Below are 3,068 nucleotides of genomic sequence, written 5' to 3' on the forward strand. Positions count from 1 at the left end.
GAAAGGATCGCGGCTGAATCCCGGTATCTGCCCGATCGGCCTGTAGCCGAGCCCCAGGTAGAGCGGCTCCGCCGCATCGTCGGAGCGCGTGTCGAGCGTCAGGAGATGACGCCCGCGCGCTGCCGCGAAGGCTTCCAGGGCGAGCATCAGCGCGCGCCCGACCCCCCGCCGCCGCACGTCCGGATGCACCAGAAGTTTGCGCACCTCCGCGCGGTGCGGCTGATTGGGCGGCGTGTCCAGATCGAGCTGGACCGAGCCGACGATCCGGTTCTCCTGTTCGGCGACCCAAACGCCCAGGCGCCCTCCCGCCAGGGGCCCCTCGACCTTCCTGCGCCAGAAGGCCGCCGACTCCTCCAGCGGGAAGGGCATCACGAAGTTGACGCTGGCGCCCGCCTGAACGCAGTCGAAAAGCAACTGCGTCAGGCCCGCAAAGCTCGCCTCGAAGGCCTCGGGCGCAAGGGCTTTGATGGAGATGTCTTGGAGAACGTCTGACATGAAGGGTTCCGCCGCTTGACCGCCAGCGATCATGTCACGAGCGGCAGACGCATTTCCACAGTCAAACCGCCCTCGGGCCGCCGTTTCGCGGAGACGCTGCCGCCCATGGCCTCCAGGTTCCGGCGCACGATCCACAGGCCGATGCCGAAGTTGGCGCTGCCGGCGCTCTCCCCGGACCGGATGGAGACATAGCGCTCGAAGATGCGCTCCAGGTCTTCGCGGGGCACGCCGGGGCCTTCATCGGCCACCTCGATCACGGCGTCGCGCTGGTCCGGCCGCGCCGAGAGCAGGAGCTGCGCGCCCCGGGGGGTGAAATCCAGCGCGTTCTCCAGAAGGTTCTCCACCGCCGTCTCGATCAGCTCGGGGTTGCCGGTCACGCGCAGGCCCGGAGCCAGCTCCAGCTTCAGGTCGACGCCGCGCTCCTCGGCCAGCGGCGCGAAGGCGAGCGTCAGGTTTCCGAGCAGCTGGGTGAGGTCCAGGGTGGCCAGCGGGCGGTCCATGATCTCCGCCGTCGCCTCCTCGATCTTGCGCGCGGCGCTGATGAGCGCATCGAGCCGCTCCACCGACTGCTCGATCAGGCGCAGGCTGCGCTCGGCTCGCCGGTCGTCCATTGGCAGCGCGTTGCGGATCGGCTCCAGCGCCTGGGAGATCACGGCCAAGGGCGCCTTAAAGGCGTGGGCGTTCTCTTCCGCGGCCTGCCGGATCAGGCGTTCGGAGCGGCGCAGCGTGGCCACCAGATCGTCGAACTCCTCCGCCACGCTGTCCAGTTCGGGCACGCGGTTGCGCGCGGCGAAGGAGGCGCCGCCGTCGCGCCCGCCGCGGATCTCACGCGCCGTCGTCCGAAAGCGGCGCAGGTTGGCCCAGGCGTCGAAAAAGATGGAGAAGACCAGAACCGCCATGACCAGATAGATCGCAGCGGCGATCTGAATGGTGGTGGTCTTCCAGTAGTTCTCCTCCAGCGAGGAGGCGAGGTACTCGTTGGGCGCGCGCGCCGTCAGCACCACCCAGCAGCCGTTCTCGGCGAGGTGGGAGCGGATGTGGGTCAGGACCTGGGGCGCACCCGCCGCGGTGACGTAGCGGACCGCGAGCGAGCCGCCCGACCCGCAGCTTTCGCGGAAGCGGGTCAGGAGCCCGGTGTCGATGATCTCGCGCCGCTCCTCCTCCAACTGCTCGCGTTCGAGCTGCGGGGTCGAAGCGACGAAGAAGAAGGCGCTGGGGTTGGGCTCGCCCTCGGGCCGGAACAGCACCTTGACGGCCGTGCCTTCGGAGGCGAGACGCGGCAGCATCTCGGTCAGTCGTTCGGAGGTGGCGGGCGTGAAGGCGTCCAGATAGGGAAAGACCGCCTCTGCGATCAGCCGCCCCTCCTCCTGCACCACGCGCAGGACCAGGGCGTTGCGCTCTCCATCGGCGCGCATGAGAAGGCCGTAGACCAGGGCCGGGACCACCGCGAAGATGATCAGCAACACCACGAGCTTGGCGGCGAAGGAGCGCCTGAAGCGCTGCAGCAGGCTTGGCGGCGCCGCGCCCATGGGCTAACGGACGCGCCAGCGGTATCCGAAGCCTGGATAGTTTTCGATCCGGTCGAAATCCGCATCGCTTTCCTTGAACTTCTGGCGGATCCGCTTGATGGCGGCGCGCACGTTGGCGCGGTAGCCCTCACTCCCCTGACCCGCGCGGAACCCGCTGCCGTGCACCACGTCGTAGAGATCGCGGTAGGTGACGTCCTTGCCTGGCCGCTCGGCCAGCAGCTTGACCATGCCGAACTCGGTCAGGGTCAGACCCAGTTCCCTGTCGCGCCAGAAGGCGCGGTGCGAGGAGAGGTCGAGCCGAAGCGCGTCGATCTCCAGCTCACCCTCACCGTCGTCGCCCGCCGCTCCCCCCTGGGCCTCGCCGTGCAGCTTCAGGATGATCTCGATGCGCTTCTTGATGATGGCGAAGCTCCGGGACTTCTCCACGAAGTCCAGCGCGCCGCCCAGCAAGGCGGCCTCCTCGTAGATTTGGTCACTCAGCACCGTTAGGAAGATCACCGGCAGTTCCGTGTTCTGCTTGCGTAGGGCGCGCAGGACCTCGATGCCGTTCATCTCCGGCATCTTCCAGTCGAGCAGGAGAAGGTCGGCGCCCTCCTCCTCGGTGAAGGCCTCCAGGAAACTGGGACCGTCCCCGAAGTCCGCGACCTGATAGCCCGCGTCCTCCAGGTTCTGGGCGATCGACTCGCGGAACAGCGGGTCGTCGTCGACCAGCAGGATCCGTCCGCGCGGCGTATCAGCTGTTTGCTGCGTGGCGTTCATAGAGCGCACCGATGCATTTGGCGTCATCACCGTTCCCGGGCTCCACTTCGTAGGTCAGGACGCGCCAGGCGCTGGCGGACACGTCCAGATAGAAGAACATGGTCAAAAGGCAGTCCGGCGAAAAGGCGTAGCGCCAGACTTCGGCGGGAGGGTCCTGCGACACGATCGAGGGAGGGCCGAACAGGACCCGCGCCTCCTGCTGCGACAGGCCGGTCAGGTTTTCCGGCGGAAAGGGGCGCGCGGCTTCCAGGCTGTAGGCGCGGCTGGTGCCGGGCGGCTCGGGTT

General features: G+C 67.9%; 4 protein-coding genes. All 4 read right to left on the reverse strand.

All coding sequences use genetic code 11. From position 1 onward, the window contains the following. Positions 1 to 495, reverse strand: a 495-nt coding sequence (locus P8X75_15010; GenBank protein ID MEJ1996491.1) for a GNAT family N-acetyltransferase, incomplete at its 3' end; no start/stop codon positions are given. 29 nt (positions 496 to 524) lie between these two features. Further along, positions 525 to 2,024 (reverse strand): HAMP domain-containing sensor histidine kinase, encoded by a 1,500-nt coding sequence (locus tag P8X75_15015; GenBank protein MEJ1996492.1) that lies wholly within the window; start codon positions 2,022 to 2,024, stop codon positions 525 to 527. Between the two features lie 3 nt (positions 2,025 to 2,027). Beyond that, on the reverse strand, positions 2,028 to 2,810 hold the full coding sequence (locus P8X75_15020) for a response regulator transcription factor (protein ID MEJ1996493.1): 783 nt from the start codon (positions 2,808 to 2,810) through the stop codon (positions 2,028 to 2,030). Then, positions 2,758 to 3,068: hypothetical protein (locus P8X75_15025; protein MEJ1996494.1), on the reverse strand; the 311-nt coding region annotated here is incomplete at its 5' end. The genes P8X75_15020 and P8X75_15025, both read right to left, overlap by 53 nt.

Origin of the sequence: Limibacillus sp., assembly GCA_037379885.1 — a bacterium.
Taxonomy (GTDB): domain Bacteria; phylum Pseudomonadota; class Alphaproteobacteria; order Kiloniellales; family CECT-8803; genus JARRJC01.

Coding starts and splice junctions, on each gene's coding strand:
- P8X75_15020 (MEJ1996493.1), bottom strand. CDS start 2,810: ATGACGCCAAATGCATCGGTGCGCTCTATGAACGCCACGCAGCAAACA.
- P8X75_15015 (MEJ1996492.1), bottom strand. CDS start 2,024: ATGGGCGCGGCGCCGCCAAGCCTGCTGCAGCGCTTCAGGCGCTCCTTC.